General features: G+C 43.8%; 16 protein-coding genes and 1 riboswitch. Of the genes, 4 read left to right on the top strand and 12 right to left on the bottom strand.

The window, feature by feature from the left end:
- The 12 genes from ACSLP7_RS03610 to ACSLP7_RS03555 all read right to left on the bottom strand — a co-directional run.
- Nucleotides 1-426: pyridoxal-phosphate dependent enzyme (locus tag ACSLP7_RS03610; RefSeq protein WP_435578051.1), on the bottom strand; the 426-nt coding region annotated here is incomplete at its 3' end.
- Between the two features lie 24 nt (nt 427-450).
- Nucleotides 451-1,083, bottom strand: a complete 633-nt coding sequence (locus ACSLP7_RS03605; RefSeq protein WP_435578050.1) for a phosphoadenosine phosphosulfate reductase family protein — start codon at nt 1,081-1,083, stop codon at nt 451-453.
- A 67-nt stretch (nt 1,084-1,150) separates the two neighbouring features.
- Nucleotides 1,151-1,573, bottom strand: a complete 423-nt coding sequence (locus ACSLP7_RS03600) for an RrF2 family transcriptional regulator (protein ID WP_435578049.1) — start codon at nt 1,571-1,573, stop codon at nt 1,151-1,153.
- A 22-nt stretch (nt 1,574-1,595) separates the two neighbouring features.
- A complete protein-coding gene (locus tag ACSLP7_RS03595; protein WP_435578048.1) occupies nt 1,596-2,021 on the bottom strand; it encodes an OsmC family protein in 426 nt (141 codons plus the stop codon).
- Between the two features lie 25 nt (nt 2,022-2,046).
- Entirely contained in the window at nt 2,047-3,204 is a 1,158-nt protein-coding gene (locus tag ACSLP7_RS03590) for an aspartate kinase (RefSeq protein WP_435578047.1), read from the bottom strand.
- A complete protein-coding gene (locus ACSLP7_RS03585; protein WP_435578046.1) occupies nt 3,191-4,180 on the bottom strand; it encodes an alpha/beta fold hydrolase in 990 nt (329 codons plus the stop codon). The genes ACSLP7_RS03590 and ACSLP7_RS03585 overlap by 14 nt, the downstream gene beginning before the upstream one ends.
- A gap of 80 nt (nt 4,181-4,260) precedes the next feature.
- A complete protein-coding gene (locus ACSLP7_RS03580; protein ID WP_435578045.1) occupies nt 4,261-5,562 on the bottom strand; it encodes an O-acetylhomoserine aminocarboxypropyltransferase/cysteine synthase family protein in 1,302 nt (433 codons plus the stop codon).
- A gap of 124 nt (nt 5,563-5,686) precedes the next feature.
- A riboswitch (SAM riboswitch) is annotated at nt 5,687-5,797 on the bottom strand.
- A 117-nt stretch (nt 5,798-5,914) separates the two neighbouring features.
- Complete coding sequence (locus ACSLP7_RS03575; protein ID WP_435578044.1) at nt 5,915-6,730, bottom strand: 3-keto-disaccharide hydrolase; 816 nt, start codon at nt 6,728-6,730, stop codon at nt 5,915-5,917.
- 11 nt (nt 6,731-6,741) lie between these two features.
- The gene (locus ACSLP7_RS03570) at nt 6,742-7,794 is read right to left on the bottom strand and encodes a sugar phosphate isomerase/epimerase family protein (RefSeq protein WP_435578043.1); all 1,053 of its coding nucleotides are present in this window, start codon (nt 7,792-7,794) and stop codon (nt 6,742-6,744) included.
- A 4-nt stretch (nt 7,795-7,798) separates the two neighbouring features.
- On the bottom strand, nt 7,799-8,938 hold the full coding sequence (locus ACSLP7_RS03565) for a Gfo/Idh/MocA family protein (RefSeq protein WP_435578042.1): 1,140 nt from the start codon (nt 8,936-8,938) through the stop codon (nt 7,799-7,801).
- A 3-nt stretch (nt 8,939-8,941) separates the two neighbouring features.
- Entirely contained in the window at nt 8,942-10,171 is a 1,230-nt protein-coding gene (locus tag ACSLP7_RS03560; RefSeq protein ID WP_435578041.1) for a nucleoside permease, read from the bottom strand.
- Nucleotides 10,172-10,192: 21 nt separating this feature from the next.
- Nucleotides 10,193-11,206 (bottom strand): sugar phosphate isomerase/epimerase family protein, encoded by a 1,014-nt coding sequence (locus tag ACSLP7_RS03555; RefSeq protein WP_435578040.1) that lies wholly within the window; start codon nt 11,204-11,206, stop codon nt 10,193-10,195.
- Nucleotides 11,207-11,334: 128 nt separating this feature from the next.
- Here ACSLP7_RS03555 and ACSLP7_RS03550 point away from each other — a divergent pair, with 128 nt between their 5' ends.
- The 4 genes from ACSLP7_RS03550 to ACSLP7_RS03535 all read left to right on the top strand — a co-directional run bounded on the left by ACSLP7_RS03550 (nt 11,335) and on the right by ACSLP7_RS03535 (nt 15,114).
- Nucleotides 11,335-13,056 carry a GMC oxidoreductase gene (locus tag ACSLP7_RS03550; RefSeq protein WP_291182226.1) on the top strand — a complete coding sequence of 574 codons (1,722 nt, stop codon included), beginning with the start codon at nt 11,335-11,337 and terminating at the stop codon, nt 13,054-13,056.
- Nucleotides 13,057-13,068: 12 nt separating this feature from the next.
- On the top strand, nt 13,069-13,689 hold the full coding sequence (locus tag ACSLP7_RS03545; protein WP_435578039.1) for a gluconate 2-dehydrogenase subunit 3 family protein: 621 nt from the start codon (nt 13,069-13,071) through the stop codon (nt 13,687-13,689).
- A 14-nt stretch (nt 13,690-13,703) separates the two neighbouring features.
- A complete protein-coding gene (locus ACSLP7_RS03540) occupies nt 13,704-14,630 on the top strand; it encodes a hydroxypyruvate isomerase family protein (RefSeq protein ID WP_435578038.1) in 927 nt (308 codons plus the stop codon).
- Nucleotides 14,631-14,778: 148 nt separating this feature from the next.
- Nucleotides 14,779-15,114, top strand: coding sequence for a P-II family nitrogen regulator (locus ACSLP7_RS03535; RefSeq protein ID WP_435578037.1), 336 nt, complete (start codon nt 14,779-14,781; stop codon nt 15,112-15,114).
- Nucleotides 15,115-15,117 lie beyond the last annotated feature (3 nt).

The following is a 15,117-nucleotide window of genomic DNA, read 5'->3' as shown; positions in this document are numbered from 1 at the left end:
ACCTGTTTCTGCTTGAATCTTTGCAGCCATAGCTTCACGGGCCTCCAATGTAGGCTCAGAAACAGAAACTTTTCCGCCATAACCGATAACCGCAGTTTTCTTGACTTCTGGCGCAGAGCTGGGCATTACAATATATGCGGGTACACCTAATTCTGCCGCAGCCAAGGAAACAGCCTGTGCAAAGTTTCCGCTGGAATGGGTGACTACCCCTTTGGAACGCTCAGCCTCAGTGAGCTGTGCGATTGCATTGACAGCACCGCGCATTTTAAAAGCGCCCATACGTTGAAAGTTCTCACATTTAAAGTAGATGTCAGCTCCTGAGATATCATTGAGCATGCGCGACTGCAGAACTGCTGTTCTATGAACGATAGGCCTTACCGTATCAACGGCCGCTTGAAGGTCTTGTTGAGTTGGAATTTTTTTCACTCCTTAAAAATACAACAGGGCGCATTAATTTGAAAAGTGAATTCCACATTCTCTTTTGGACAAGGCTTTGATTGGATCTTGATAATCCAAATTGAGTTTCAAACCGTGCTTTTGGGCATAGGCTTCCAGTTCATCATCAGTCCAGTGAAAAAATGGACTCACCTTTAAGATCCCTTGTGGACTCAAACTGAGCACATCCAATTGATCGCGAAACTGTGTTTGCCCTTTGCGGATATTGGTAAACCAAAGATCTGGCTTTAATTCCTCAAAAGCTCGATTGATCGGCTCCAACTTGAGAATTTCGGTCAATTTAAGATGATTAGGGTTTTGCAAACCTGGTTCACCCCAAAGGTATTCACTATGTGCTCTAGTATATTCTGGTCTTGCCGTATACAGATTCAATTGATACTTATCACAAAGACGGCTACAATGCTCATAAGTTGTTTGAGTGTTATAGCCAGTATCTGCCCAAAGGACGCTAATCTGTGGGGCCTTTTGAAGTACTTGATGCAAAAGCAGTTCTGAGTACTTCCCAAAACTGGTGGTGAGTACCGGGTTGCTGCTTAATCCCAGAACAAACTCCACAATGGCCTCTGGAGATTCATGCAATAGATTCTGATTGAACAAAGCCAGTTTATCTGGGGATATTAAACTCATAAATATAATTACCCTATCGGATTAGTAGAGTTTACAAAATTAAACCTATTTACGAGAATAAAAAATCTTAAATGGATTCTTCTGAAATTAAGTCGGCCAAGGTAGTATTTTCCAAAATTGACAAGGTATTGTCACGGACTTGAATCATGAGTCTGTGTACGCTACAGGCCTCTTCATCTGGGCAATCGTCACATTTTTCATAGAAGTTCAAACTCACGCATGGAACCATGGCAATGGGGCCTTCCAATATTCTATACACACTGGCGATCTTGATCTCGCTGGCCTCTTTAAGCAAATAATAACCTCCGCCCTTACCTTTCTTAGAACTGAGAAATCCTGCTTTGCGCAAAGTGAGTAAAATACTCTCTAAAAATTTCTGCGAAATATTCTCAGATTCAGAAATAACCGAAATCTGAACAGGAGAATCGTCCTGCCATTTCGCTAAAAAAGCGAGCGCCTTGAGTCCGTATTTGGTTTTTCTAGAGAGCATCTTGTACTCTCAAAGGTAAATTTTATTCTTGAATTGGACTTCCGTTGAGTTCCACACGATAACTCACGGGCACCTGCGGCTCAAAGGTCAGAGAAACAGAACAGTATTTAGTAAAGCTCAATTCTGCCGCGCGCAAGGCTTTGGCTGGGTCAATATCACCTTTAAGCTTGATCACTACTTCCATGGCTTTGAAAGGCTTAGCACCTTCCACCTCATGGCGAGTACCGTTTACCTCCATAGAATAATCATCAATTTGCTGGCGCTGCTTCTTTAAAATAGCAACCACATCAATAGCGCTGCAGGCACCAACACCCATAAGTAGTAATTCCATCGGACTCGCTCCTTGGGCATTCTCTTCTGAAGTATTATCGATTGGGATCGCCACACCAGCCTTTCCAATTCCGTGAAATAAATAGTCGTCGTTCTTGCGTTGAAGAGTTACTTGCATACCGTTATAAATTTAAAAAACAAAGTTACGCAGAAACTCGCTCGCTTATACGCAGAATATCACCAAAGACCCCGCGAGCAGTTACCTTAGGTCCCGCTCCTGCTCCTTGAATCACAATTGGGTGTTCTCCATAGCTTTCTGTATAGATCTCAAAAATAGAATCGCTTCCGCCCAATTGCCCTAAAATGCTCTGCTTAGGTACGGCCTCCAAACGCACGTGCATTTGAGCGCCAAAATCATCGGCTAAATCTCCTTCTAAAGTAGCCACATAGCGGAGAACCTCATCCGGAGCACAACAAGATTTAACCCCTTCAAAATGGGCGTTCAAAGCTTTGAGTTTTGACAAGAATTTATCGGTCTCTATTTCTCTGAGATGTCCAGGAATTAGATTTTCAACAGCCACCTCTTCAAACTCACAATGCAAGGCAAGTTCTCTGGCCAAGATCAATAGTTTTCGCGCCACGTCATTTCCGCAAAGATCTTCCCTCGGATCAGGCTCCGTATAACCTTGATCTATTGCAGCCTGAAGTACCTTGTCAAATGGAACTTTCTCTGCACTAAATCGATTAAAAATATAGCTGAGCGAACCTGAGAAAACTCCGCGAATTCGCGTGATATTCTCTCCCGAAAGATGCAATAGTTTTATAGTATCTATCAACGGTAAACCTGCACCTACATTGGTTTCATAAAGATAGTCCTGCTGGCGTTTGGCCAGGCGTTCTCTCAAGGAGGTATAAAAATCCATTCCCAAAGTATTGGCCACCTTATTGGAAGAAACCAAAGAAAATCCAGCCTCTATAAAGGGCAGATAATTCAAAACAAAACTCGGACTAGCCGTGTTGTCTACCATGACAGTATTGTACAAGCCGTGGTTATGGGCTTTCTGGATCAATTTTGGAATGGTATAGCCAGTTCCTTCGGCTGCCTTGCGCTCTCGCCAATCTTCCTGTAATCCTTGCTTGTCAAAGATCACGGTTGTAGAATTCGCAACGGCCACAACAGAAAGGTCAATGCGTCTGCGTTTTTTCAGGTTTTCTCGTTCAGCGATCAATTGATCAATCAACAAACTCCCTACTTGACCGTGTCCTATGATGAATAAATGAATTTGTTTATTTCTGATGTTATCCAGATCGATCTTTGCCGTCGGGATCAATATATTTTCGGGGGCATTAACTAAGCTCATAACTGTTTTCTTTTAAGGATGCGGATGCAAATACTGAAGCTAGCAAACCACCGAGCTGGGTTTGTTCTATCAAAAATGCATCGTGCCCTTGATCTGAAATCAAGGTGTAATGATGTACTGGAGTGCCCAATTCTCGAGCCACCCAAAAGGTCTGCTTAATGTCTCGCTGGACATAGAGTAGATCTTCATGAATCCCAACCAAATGCAAGGTTCCTGTAAAGGCTTTAAGGGTTTGTTCCAAAGAAGTACCGCCTGCAGTAATATCATGAGTGGTTAACAACCAATTCATGAATTTATAGGCTGCTAGAGCAAAACGATTCTCCAAAGTCTTCCCGTGATAATTCAACCAGTCGTAGACAGAGGCGGCCGCTTCTAAGCTATCCTCTTGATTGAACTTGACAGTAAAGGCATTCGGATTTCTATAAAAGGTCATCGCATGGGCTCTCGCATCTGCAATTGGCTCCTTAGAATTTGACAAGATTCTGTCTTGAATCATCCCTTGCGCAACCACCCAGGGGCTGGCCTTCCAATGCGCTGCCACAGGAATCAAATGTTTGGCATAATCCGGACGTAAAGCAACGATCTGCCAAGCCAAACATCCGCCTAAAGAACCACCAACCAAGGCATATACCTCTTGCAACTCCAAAGCATCTAAAGCTTCTAAAACCCAAGCAGCCACATTCTTTAAGCGATAGGCGTATGGGTTATCCATCAACTGATCGTCATAACCATTGCCTGGAATATTGAAAGCCAATACCGTGAATTTAGAGGTATCTATTCCCTTTTGTTCACCGATAAAACCATTCCACCAACCCTTGGAACCGGCAACTTCAGAATTACCAGTCAATGCGTGAAGCACTACTACCACGGGAGCCGTGTGCAGCGGTTGTCCAAATTCCTGATAGCTGATAAAGTCAAAGGTGGCATCTTTGGCCTTGCGCGCATGGCGCAGTTGAATCTTTTTTAGTTCACTCATAGCTTTAAAATGGAACTCCGACGACGACTATATCGCCGGAGTTCGCCTAACATTAAACACTAATAATTCAAACAAAAATTTTAATGGGTCGCGGCAGGCTGCGGACTGTGAACCTGAGCAAACGCTTGGGTCAGATCTCCGATGAGATCTTCCACATTTTCTAGGCCAACAGAGAGTCTGATCAAATCTTGGCTCACACCAGTAGACTGTTGTTCTGCTTCAGACAACTGCTGATGTGTGGTACTTGCGGGATGGATGATCAAAGATTTCGTATCTCCAATATTGGCCAAAAGCGAAAAGATCTGAGTGGCATCTACCGCCTTTTTTGCAGCTTCATAACCTCCTTTAAGTCCAAAGGTCACAATACCGCTCTGCCCCTCTGGCAGATACTTTTGACCTAAAGCGTAATAGTCGCTTTCTTGAAGTCCTGGATAATTAACCCAAGCGACTTCTTCTTGACTTTGGAGCCATTTGGCCAGCGCCAAAGCATTGGATGAATGTTTCTTGATTCTGATCTCCAGCGTTTCCAATCCCTGTAAGATCTGGAAGGCGTTGAACGGGCTCAATGCTGCGCCAAAATCGCGCAGGCCTTCTATTCGAAGTTTGGCAATGAAGGATGCTTCTTTGAGCACCTCAGCATAAACCAAACCATGATAACCTGGAGACGGCTCCGTAAATTCTGGAAATTTTCCATTGGTCCAATCAAAGGTTCCTGCATCAACAACTACACCACCTAGAGCGGTTCCGTTACCGTTGATATACTTGGTCAAAGAGTGGATCACAATGTTGGCTCCATGAGCAATTGGATTCAGCAAATAAGGCGTCGCAACAGTATTATCCACAATCAATGGCACTTTAGCAGCTTTAGCCTGATCGGCGATCTTTTCAATATCCAAAACATCCAGCTTAGGGTTTCCTAAGGACTCAATGAATATTGCTCGGGTATTTTCTTGTACCGCTGTGGTAAAACTGTCTGGCTCCGACGGGTCCACAAAAGTGGTAGTGATACCCAAACGAGGCAGGGTAACATTGAGCAAATTGAAGGTCCCGCCGTAAAGACTGTTAGAAGCTACAATGTGATCTCCGGCGCGAAGGAGCGTTTGTAGAGTGGTGGCAATAGCTGCAGTACCTGAGGCAGTAGTTACCGCAGCGATCCCACCTTCTAGAGCAGCCAATCGCTGTTCTAGAATATCGCAGGTTGGGTTGTTGATTCGGGTGTAAATGTAACCGGTCTCGCTCAAGTTGAACAAGTTGGCTGCATGGTCACTGTTGTCAAAAACGTAACTGGTAGATTGGTAAATTGGCACGGCTCTGGTTCCTCCGTGATTCGTTGTGTCATGACCGGCATGTAAAGCTGCGGTCGCAAATTTTGATGTACTCATTTTTCTTTCTTTTCGAGTTAAACTGAATTAATCCAAAAGTCAAATGCGCTTTAAAAAAGCGTACTTACAGAAAAATGTTAAAAAGAAATTGATCCCCACTTCCCGGAACGGGAAACTGGGTCTTGAGTTATCTATCCAAAATTAATCGGTAGAATTTAGCACCTTCTTTGTATAAAGACACAAAGGGTTGCTAAGGCTTCACAGGGTCTAATCCCTCCACCTTTCTTGATAACATTTCAATAAGTGTTTGAACTTTATGAGCACAAATATTGCGACACAAAATTGACAAATCCAAAAAAAGCCCAAAATTTTTGAAAATTTTAGGCTTTTAAGTTTTGTGTTTTATGCGAATTTAATCCAGTTCGCGCACCCATATATTTCGGTAGCTCACCCCACTCATATCTTGGTGATCCTGTAATTTTATTGGGGCTTTGCCATGGGCATCATTTTTTGGCCAGCCGATATATTCGGTAGTTCCTTGGATCTCAAAATGATCTTGAATTAAAACCCCATTGTGAAGCACGGTAATGGTGGCTGATTTGGTTTTTTTACCGTCAGCATCAAATTCCGGTGCTCTAAAAATGATATCATAGGTGTTCCATTCTCCGGTAGGAACAGCCGCTTTAACAAGTGGTGGAGATTGTTTGTAAATGGAACCTGCTTGTCCGTTCACATAAGTCGGATTTTCGTTGTTGTCCAATACCTGAACCTCATAACGGTTTTGCAAGAATACTCCCGAGTTGGAACGGGCTTGCCCGTCGGCTTTGTTGTCGGGATTGGATCGCCATTCTAAATGCAACTGAACGCTACCAAAGGACTGTTTGGTCTGAATATCACCGGTCTTGTCTTTAACGGTCATACTTCCATCACCGTTAAGCACCCATTGGGCTGCAGAGCCATCATTGGCAGACTCCCAATTATCCAAACTCGAACCGTCAAAAAGCACTATGGCATCAGAGGGCACTCCATTATTACCAACAGGATCGATCTCAGCAGGAACAGGCTCCCATTGCTCAGTTTCTTTAGGGTCTGTCGGTTCTTGCTCCACTTCAGTCACGGTCTCTTCTTGGACAGCTTCTGTATCGGTTTGGGCCTCTGCGTTTTGGTTACAAGCTACAGCGAATCCGCAGTAAACAAGCAATACACTTAATCGGTATATACGTTTCATAAGGATGGTTTTTATAGTCCTAAAATCTTTTTGAGTTTTTCTTTATCGATCTCAGCTCCTGCAAAGTCATCAAAGCGTTTTGTAGTAGCTTCTATGATGTGATCACTAATGAATTTGGCGCCTTCACGCGCCCCTTGTTCTGGGCTTTTGATCACACATTCCCACTCCATTACAGCCCAAACGTCACAGCCGTATTCCGTGAGTTTGCTAAAGACTGTTTTGTAGTCGATCTGACCGTCTCCTAGGGAGCGGTATCGACCTGCGCGGTCTTTCCAATCACCGTATCCGCCGTAGGCTCCTTTCTTTCCAGTCGGGTTGAATTCTGAATCCTTTACATGGAAGGCTTTGATGAATTCATGGTAGTGGTCTATATAAGTGATATAGTCCAGCTGTTGCAAAACAAAATGCGATGGATCATACAAAATGTTCACCGCTTCATGATTGCCTGTGGCGGCTAAAAAGCGTTCAAAAGTGACTCCGTCATGCAAGTCTTCTCCGGGGTGGATCTCGTAACAAACCGCAACGCCATTGTCTTTAAATTCATCCAATAAAGGAAGCCAGCGGTCGGCCAATTCTTTAAAGCCCATCTCTACCAAACCTGTTGGTAATTGTGGCCAAGGATGCCACATATGCCACATTAAAGCACCACTAAAAGTAGCGTGTGCCTTGAGACCCAAATGTTTACTTGCTCGTGCTGCAGACATTAGCTGCTGACGCGCCCATTCGGTACGTTTGGCAGGATTGTTCTTGCAATCATCTGGAGCGAAATTATCAAACATCAAATCATAGGCAGGATGCACAGCGACCAGTTGTCCTTGCAAATGCGTAGAGAGTTCGGTGATCTCCAAACCGTAATCGGCGATCTTTCCTTTGAGTTCGTCACAATAGGTTTTGCTTTCACCCGCGAGTTTTAAGTCGATTAATCGGCTTTCCCAAGTCGGAATCTGAATCCCTTTATAACCTAAGTCTCGGGCCCATCCGCAGAGTCCATCCAAAGAATTGAACGGCGGCTTATCATCCATGAACTGTGCTAGAAAAACAGCAGGTCCTTTTATAGTTTTCATTGGTTTATGCGTTTAAATCGATCCAAACATTACCTTGACTGTGGGAAGCCACGGCTTGCTCAATAAAGTACATACCTCGCACTCCGTCTTCCATTCCCGGAAACTCTCCCGGATGATGCTCTTGTCCACGCACTGCCTTGGCCATGCCTTTGTAAATATTACCCATAGCATCAAAAATCCCTTCTGGGTGACCTGGAGGGAGTTTGGTTCCATCTAAAGAAAGGGCGTCATTGTATTCATGTCCTGGCTTTAGGGTTCGCATAGGCTGACCATCTTCTAACCAATACACGTAGTTTGGATTCTCTTGTTCCCATTTGAGGGAACCTTTGTCTCCGTAAACGGCAACTGTAAAATTGTTTTCTTCTGCGGTGGCGATCTGACTGGCACGCAACACCCCTTTGACGTATTTGTCCAAACGCAATAAGACCGTGCCGTCTATATCCATTTGATTGTCTTCATACAGGTGGTTCAGATCTGCTAGGATGGATTGTACTTTAAGTCCAGTAACAAACTCCAGCATTTGGTAAGCGTGCACACCAATATCTCCCATACAGCAGGAGATTCCAGATTTCTCCGGATCCAAGCGCCAAGTTGTTTTTCTCAGCTGCGGATCGTGGATGATTGGATTGATCCAACCTTGATAGTATTGCACATCTACCTTTTGAATCTTACCAATAACACCTTGGGCGATCATCTGCTTCATTTGACGCACCATTGGATATCCCGTGTAGGTATGCGTTAAAGCAAATTGTTTTCCACTGGCACGTTGCACTGCTTGAAGCTCTAAAGCCTCCGCATAACTCATGGTCATTGGCTTTTCGCAGATCACGTGGAAACCGCTTTCTAAAAGCTGCTTGGCCATAGGGAAATGCAGAAAGTTAGGCGTTAATACAGATACCACTTGAATACGATCGGATTCTGGCAGAGCCAGTTCTCCAGCAACGAATGCATCGAGATCGGCATAAATACGATCAGTGGGTATTCCTAATTCTTCTGCAAAAGCAATACTCTTTTGCAATTCCGGATTAAAAACCGCTCCGGTCAGCGCGTAGGCATCGAACATACTGGCTGCTACGCGGTGCAAAACTCCAATTAAGGAATCACCACCACCGCCAAGTACGCCCCATTTAATTTTTTGAGCCATAGATTAATCTTGGTATTCTACTTTTTCATTTTTAAAGAGCACAGCAAACAGTACCATTACTACCGCTGCGAATCCAGCTGGGAACAACCAGATCTGTTTCCAATCGTGACTGCTTTCACCTAGCAAGTTGGCATCTACAACCTTTCCGGCAATATAGAATCCGACCAACATACCCACTCCGTAAGTGGCTAAAGTGATTAATCCTTGCGCAGCACTCTTGGCCTTATCACCTGCTTTGCTATCGGTATAAATCTGACCAGATACAAAGAAGAAATCGTAACATATTCCGTGCAAGACCACACCTGTAATAACCATAAAGAACAGGCCATCCATATCACCAAAGGCGAACAATAGATATCGTACTGCCCAAGCCAGCATCCCAACTAGAATGGTTTTCTTGAAACCGTATTTTTTAAAGAAGAAGGGTAATAACAGAATAAATACCGCTTCTGAGATCTGTCCAACAGTGGTCATTGCTGTGGAATTTTCCACACCACCCTCAGTTAAAAATGGACTTAGGTTTTGGTAGTAAAAAGCCAAGGGGATACAGATCAATACACTTGACAAGAAAAACACTAGGAAGTTTCTATCCTTAAGTAGCTTTAAAGCTTCCAGACCTAGAATGTCAGATAAGCTTACCTTTTGATCTTTACCTACTGATGGAGGTGTTTTAGGCAAGGCAAAACTGAAAACCCCTAAAATCGCAGAGGCAATTCCTACCATTAGGAAGGTATTTTGCAACATTCCTGCAGCGATATTTTCTGCCGAATCCCAAGCAAAAACAAAACTGATCACCAAACCAGCAACGATCCAACCTATGGTTCCAAAAACACGTACACGCGGAAATTCCTTAGATGGGTCGTTCATTTGATTGAACGCCACAGAATTCACCAAGGCCAGTGTTGGCATATAGGCAATCATGTATCCTAAGGTATAAGGATAGAAAGATGCTACGTCATCTGCGGTGTACATCATATACATCAGACCAGCTCCTACTAAGTGGAGGATTCCTAAAATTCGTTCTGCATTAAAAAAGCGATCCGCAATGAGTCCAATAATAAAAGGAGCAATGATCGCTCCCCAAGATTGGGTAGAGAACGCTTGTGCAATTTCCCCGCCACTTGCAGAAAGGTTATTACCCATAAAGGTTCCTAAGGTCACAAACCAACCGCCCCAAATAAAAAATTCGAGGAACATCATAAAGGAGAGTTGGAAATAGGTGGATTTTTTCATTGTTCGTTAGTTTGGTTGTTATTACATGCTGCTACCCAAAGCAATGAGTAGGTCACGCGTGGCTTCAATTCCTTCTTGTTCTGAAAGATTATTCCCTTCATATTCTACACCAATATATCCAGTATATCCTGCCTCCTTAACAATACGAAGCATTTTAGCGTAGTCAATTTTGGTCTCGTTGCCGTCTTCATCAAAGTCATAAGACTTTGCGCTTACTGCCTTAGCGGCAGGCATCATGAGTTGAACTCCTTCATAAATGTCTGGGTATTCCATTTCACACTCGCCCCATTTTGCTCCGTCTTTACGCTTCACACAAAAGTTTCCGAAGTCTGGAAGGGTTCCGCAGTTATCCATTCCCACAGCATTGATTACCTCCATTAGAAGTGGTGCATTAGACGATTGCCATCCGTGGTTTTCCACCAAAACATTCACGCCTTTGGTCTTGGCATAAGCTCCTAATTTTGAAAGTCCATCAATACTGTTGGCTTTCCATTCCTCATCATTCAAAGAACCGAACAGATTGATTCTGATAGAATGACAACCCAATTCTGCAGCAGCATCAACCCAACGTTTGTGGTTCTCTACCGCCTGATCACGAGCAGCCTCGTCATTAACAGATAGGTCACCCTCACCGTCAATCATGATGATGAGATTCTCCATTCCCGCTTCTTCACTCTCTGCCTTGAGTCTTTGGGTGATAGCTTTAATGGCTTCGTCCTTGGTGTCGTATTCTTCCATGGCAGAATTGTACAACTGACTCACGTATTCTAATCCGGCAAAACCGTTGTCTCTGGCATAAACTGCAAAGTCAAAAGGATCCATCCCGTCCTCCAAAATCATACGGTGGATAGACCATTGCGCGAGCGATAGTTTGAAGAAAGGATCACTGGTCTTTTCGGCGGTGGTTTCTGCTGCGGTTTCGGCCTGATTTTCAGGTTCTTTTTCAGCTTTTTCAGACTTACAACTGCCTAGCGTAAAGGCAGTTAATAACAATATTAAAAGTGTAAACTTTTGACGAGTTAGTTGCATTTTCATTAGAAAAATTTTAGAAGAGGCATCAAATTAACAATAATAAATTTGATTTATTACAGATAAGATAATTAATTTAGTTGCTCTGTAAAAATAACACCTTAAGGTTAATCTTACCAAAACTAAACAGTATAATGACAAGTTGTTTTCTCCCAAATCCTGATGCTGAATACGATGCGATCGTAGTAGGTACAGGAATTTCTGGCGGATGGGCCGCCAAAGAACTCTGCGAGAACGGACTCAAGACCTTGGTCTTGGAACGCGGTCGCATGGTTGAACACCCTCAAGATTACACCACGGCAAATTTAGACCCCTGGGACCTTCCCAATGGTGGAACTCCGAGCCGTGAGACTCGACTAAAAAAACACAAACAACACCGTACCGGTTATGTGACCAATGAAGCGCATCAACACTTTTTTGTGGATGATAAAAAACACCCTTATAATGAGGATCGCCGCTTTGATTGGATCCGTGGATATCACGTTGGTGGTCGTTCCCTAATGTGGGGACGTCAAAGTTACCGCATGGGTGACATTGATTTTGAAGCCAACAAGAAAGAAGGTATCGCAGTAGATTGGCCAGTGCGTTATGCTGATGTAAAAGAGTGGTATGATTATGTAGAGGAGTATATTGGTGTAAGTGGAACCAACCTTGGCTTAGACATTTTGCCAGATGGAAAATTCCTCAAGCCGATGGAGCTCAACTGTGTGGAGGAGCACCTGCAGGGCAAGATCAACGAAAGCTTTGATGATGGACGTGTATTGACCATTGGTCGTGCCGCACACATCACAGAAGGAACCAAGCCTGGTAAAGGTCGTTCTCAATGTTTATATAGGAACCGCTGTATGCGTGGATGTCCTTATGGTGCCTATTTTAGCTCCAACAGTAGTACACTTCCTGCTGCGGAGGCTACCGGAAATATGACCCTGAGACCAAACTCGATTGCTTATGAGGTAATCTATGACGATGCCACTCAACAAGCAACTGGAGTTCGTGTTATTGATACGGAGACCAAAGAGAAGATGGAATTCAAAGCACAAATCATTTTCTTGTGTGCTTCTGCTGTTGCATCGACTTCAATTTTACTACAATCCAAATCAGATCGCTTCCCGAACGGACTCGGAAACGACTCTGGAGAGCTGGGCCATAACCTGATGGACCACCACTTTAGAGTTGGAGCTCGTGGAAAAGCGGTTGGATTTGACGATAAATACTTTAAAGGTCGCCGTGCGAACGGAATCTATATTCCTCGATTCAGAAACCTTGGAGGAAATACGGACGTAGATACCTTTAAGCGTGGTTACGGATATCAAGGAGGAGCCAATCGCGGTGCTTACGGCGATATGGTTGCCGAACTTAAATACGGTCCGGAGCTAAAAGAAGCTATCTTAAAGCCAGGCGAATGGAGTATGAACTTGCTCGCATTTGGAGAGACTTTGCCAGATCACAGCAACCGCATGTACCTGGATTACGACAAATTGGATGAATGGGGCTTACCTACCGTAACTTTTGATGCGGACTTTGGTGAGAACGAACTCGCCATGCGCAAGGACATGAAAGAGCAAGCGGTTAAAATGCTAGAAGCTGGTGGATTTACAGACATTACTACCTATGATGACATTGGCGGTATGGGTCTTGGAATCCACGAGATGGGAACTGCACGTATGGGGCGCGATCCTAAAACTTCGGTCTTGAATAAATGGAACCAGGTTCATGCATGTAAAAATGTTTATGTGACTGATGGATCCTTCATGACCTCAGCCGGATGCCACAATCCTTCCTTAGGATATATGGCCTTCACGGCTCGCGCAGCAAACCACGCAGCAGAGCAATTCAAAAAAATGAAAGAAGCATAAACACTATAAACCATGGATAGAAGACAAGCACTTAAGAATATTGGACTTACTACAGGTTTTGTAGTGGCTTCACCAGCACTTTTCAGCTTGCTGGAAAGTTGCACCAGTTCAGATCCAAAATGGGTTCCAGCATTTATGGATGAAACCCAAGCGATGGTTGTAGGCCGATTGGCAGATGTATTCTTGCCAAAGACAGAGCCTACACCAGCTGCTTCAGAATTGAACGTGGTTCAATTTATTGACACTTATTGGAACGATGTTTCCACAGTGAAATACCAAGGAAAGATCAAAACGGTCTTTGGAGAAGTTATTGGAAAGATGAAAGCCGAGCATGGTGAGGACCTTTCTGTAATGACCGATGAAAACTATATGGCTTTCTTGGATGCCAATATGCTGCACCCAAGAGACGAAAAACCAGACCCACCAGGAACCAATCAAGGCTTTGAAGACTTTGAAGACGATACACCAGTTTCGGTTTCGAAGTTCCTAAACGGACTTAAATGGATGTGTATCAACGCCTATTTAGGAACCCAACAGATTGGAGAGGATTATCTGGTTTATGAACCTGTACCGGGAACCTATGTTTGTGATGACCTGCAAACACTCACCGGAGGAAAACGTTATTCACTTTAGTAGCGAATCCAAAGATGAAAAGAAGACAATTCATAAATAATGTAGCGCTCGCCTCGGTGGGCGCTTCGTTTTTAGGGGGAAGCCTTGAGGCACAAGCTGCCAACGCCTTTACACCCGCAAAGAACAAATTTCCTTTGCATTTTGCGCCGCATGACGGCATGTTCAAAGCACATGCAGGAACAGACATTCTGGATCAGATCCAGTTTATGGCAGACCAAGGTTTCACCGCTTTTGAAGACAATGAACTCAAGGGACGTTCACTGGCAACCCAAGAGGCTATGGCCGCTTTGCTTAAAAAGCACCAAATGACCATGGGCGTTTTTGTGGCGCACAAAATCTATTGGAAGGAGCCCAACTTGGCAAGTGGTAATGAAGATTACCTCAACGAGTTCTTGGCAGACATAAAAGATTCTGTAGCCGTTGCCAAACGCATCGGAGCTAAATGGATGACCGTAGTACCTGGCCATGTAGACCTGAGACTTTCTAAAGACTATCAAACCGCCAATGTGGTAAACGCTTTGCGCAAAGCCTGTGAAATTTTGGAGCCTCACGGTTTGGTCATGGTTTTAGAACCTTTGAACTTTAGAAACCATCCTGGATTGTTTTTGACAGAATCGCCTCAGGCCTATCAGATCTGCAAAGCAGTGAATAGTCCTTCCTGCAAAATTCTCTTTGACATTTATCACCAACAAATTCAAGAGGGAAATTTGATTCCAAATATAGAAGCCTGTTGGGATGAGATCGCCTATTTCCAGATCGGGGACAACCCAGGACGCAACGAACCTGGTACCGGAGAGATCAATTACAGAAATGTATTTAAGTACATTCACGACCGCGGATTCCAAGGTGTTCTGGGAATGGAGCACGGAAATTCTATGCCTGATAAGGCTGGAGAACAAGCGGTAATTAATGCTTACCTATCCGCCTCTAACTTCGATTAAGGAAATCGTAAAAATTATCACATAAATTAAATACCCCTAATTTTTTAGGGGTATTTTTTATTATGTTGATAAAAATTAATTACTACCCCCTATTTTTTAGGGGGTATACTATTTAAAATTATATTTTTGAAGCATCAACTCACAGATTATGAAGAAAATCGAGGCGATCATCAGGAAATCAAAGTTCGAAGCAGTTAAACAAGCCCTGCATGAAGTGGAGGTCAACTTTTTCTCCTATTGGGATGTTTCCGGTCAAGGAAATGAAAAGCACGGCTCCGTTTATAGAGGCGTACCCTACAAGACCAGCGATATTCAACGCCGATGGCTTTCTATTGTAGTCAATGACGATTTTGAAGAGCGCACCATTCAAGCAATCATCGAATCGGCAAAAACGGGCAGTGTAGGAGACGGAAAGATCTTTGTAAGCCCAATTGAAGAAGTTTATAGAATTCGCACCGGAGAAAGCGGTGGACAAACCTTATAGAAA

The sequence above is a fragment of the Gilvibacter sp. genome, assembly GCF_965601605.1.
Taxonomy (GTDB): Bacteria; Bacteroidota; Bacteroidia; order Flavobacteriales; family Flavobacteriaceae; genus Gilvibacter.
The sequence above is the reverse complement of the archived record's forward strand: the minus strand, read 5'-3'. Positions and strand labels throughout refer to the sequence as shown.

What these genes read in the sequence shown, in the direction of transcription:
- ACSLP7_RS03535 (WP_435578037.1), top strand. Translation starts at nt 14,779, where the DNA reads ATGAAGAAAATCGAGGCGATCATCAGGAAATCAAAGTTCGAAGCAGTT.
- ACSLP7_RS03585 (WP_435578046.1), bottom strand. Translation starts at nt 4,180, where the DNA reads ATGAGTGAACTAAAAAAGATTCAACTGCGCCATGCGCGCAAGGCCAAA.
- ACSLP7_RS03570 (WP_435578043.1), bottom strand. Translation starts at nt 7,794, where the DNA reads ATGAAAACTATAAAAGGACCTGCTGTTTTTCTAGCACAGTTCATGGAT.
- ACSLP7_RS03580 (WP_435578045.1), bottom strand. Translation starts at nt 5,562, where the DNA reads ATGAGTACATCAAAATTTGCGACCGCAGCTTTACATGCCGGTCATGAC.
- ACSLP7_RS03600 (WP_435578049.1), bottom strand. Translation starts at nt 1,573, where the DNA reads ATGCTCTCTAGAAAAACCAAATACGGACTCAAGGCGCTCGCTTTTTTA.
- ACSLP7_RS03545 (WP_435578039.1), top strand. Translation starts at nt 13,069, where the DNA reads ATGGATAGAAGACAAGCACTTAAGAATATTGGACTTACTACAGGTTTT.
- ACSLP7_RS03565 (WP_435578042.1), bottom strand. Translation starts at nt 8,938, where the DNA reads ATGGCTCAAAAAATTAAATGGGGCGTACTTGGCGGTGGTGGTGATTCC.
- ACSLP7_RS03590 (WP_435578047.1), bottom strand. Translation starts at nt 3,204, where the DNA reads ATGAGCTTAGTTAATGCCCCCGAAAATATATTGATCCCGACGGCAAAG.
- ACSLP7_RS03595 (WP_435578048.1), bottom strand. Translation starts at nt 2,021, where the DNA reads ATGCAAGTAACTCTTCAACGCAAGAACGACGACTATTTATTTCACGGA.
- ACSLP7_RS03575 (WP_435578044.1), bottom strand. Translation starts at nt 6,730, where the DNA reads ATGAAACGTATATACCGATTAAGTGTATTGCTTGTTTACTGCGGATTC.
- ACSLP7_RS03555 (WP_435578040.1), bottom strand. Translation starts at nt 11,206, where the DNA reads ATGAAAATGCAACTAACTCGTCAAAAGTTTACACTTTTAATATTGTTA.
- ACSLP7_RS03540 (WP_435578038.1), top strand. Translation starts at nt 13,704, where the DNA reads ATGAAAAGAAGACAATTCATAAATAATGTAGCGCTCGCCTCGGTGGGC.
- ACSLP7_RS03550 (WP_291182226.1), top strand. Translation starts at nt 11,335, where the DNA reads ATGACAAGTTGTTTTCTCCCAAATCCTGATGCTGAATACGATGCGATC.
- ACSLP7_RS03605 (WP_435578050.1), bottom strand. Translation starts at nt 1,083, where the DNA reads ATGAGTTTAATATCCCCAGATAAACTGGCTTTGTTCAATCAGAATCTA.
- ACSLP7_RS03560 (WP_435578041.1), bottom strand. Translation starts at nt 10,171, where the DNA reads ATGAAAAAATCCACCTATTTCCAACTCTCCTTTATGATGTTCCTCGAA.